The organism is Achromobacter sp. RTa, assembly GCF_000757485.1.
GTDB lineage: Bacteria > Pseudomonadota > Gammaproteobacteria > Burkholderiales > Burkholderiaceae_B > Achromobacter.
In genome coordinates, this window is the sequence record NZ_JPYO01000036.1 from 190,309 (window position 1) to 191,316 (window position 1,008).

Consider the following 1,008-nt stretch of genomic DNA (forward strand, 5'->3'; position numbering starts at 1 on the left):
GCTGCGTCCGCCCCGATTGGTGTCGGACACCCCGCTGCGTTGCCTCAAGCCTGCAACGTCTTGCCGTAGGGGTGTCAGACACGGAGCAACGAAGTCCGCCGTGGTGATCCGTGTCTGACACCCGTACGAGATAGCGCCAAGGCTTGAAGAGCTGTTTCGTGGGTGTCAGACACCCTCGATTGAAGAGGCTCCTACCCCGATTGGTGTCAGACACCCCGTTGCGCTGCCTCAAGCCTGTAACGCGTTGCCGTAGGGGTGTCAGACACGGTGCAACGAAGTCCGCCGTGGTGATCCGTGTCTGACACCCGTACGCGATAGCGCCAAGGCTTGAAGAGCTGTTTCCTGGGTGTCAGACACCCTCGATTGAAGAGGCTCCTACCCCGATTGGTGTCAGACACCCCGTTGCATTGCTTCAAGCTTGCAACGTCTTGCCGTAGGGGTGTCAGACACGGTGCAACGAAGTCCGCCGTGGTGATCCGTGTCTGACACCCGTACGAGATAGCGCCAAGGCTTGAAGAGCTGTTTCGTGGGTGTCAGACACCCTCGATTGAAGAGGCTCCTACCCCGATTGGTGTCAGACACCCCGTTGCATTGCTTCAAGCTTGCAACGTCTTGCCGTAGGGGTGTCAGACACGGTGCAACGAAGTCCGCCGTGGTGATCCGTGTCTGACACCCGCACGAGATAACGCCAAGGCTTGAAGAGCCGTTTCCCGGGTGTCGGACACCCTCGATGAAGAGGCTCCTACCCCGATTGGTGTCAGACACCCCGTTGCGTTGCTTCAAGCCTGTAACGCGTTGCCGTAGGGGTGTCAGACACGGTGCAGCGAAGTCCGCCGTGGTGCTCCGTGTCTGACACCCGTACGCGATAGCGCCAAGGCTTGAAGAGCCGTTTCCCGGGTGTCAGACACCTCGATTGAAGAGGCTCCTACCCCGATTGGTGTCAGACACCCCGCCGCGTTGCCTCAAGCCTGTAACGCGTTGCCGTAGGGGTGTCAGACACGGTGCAAC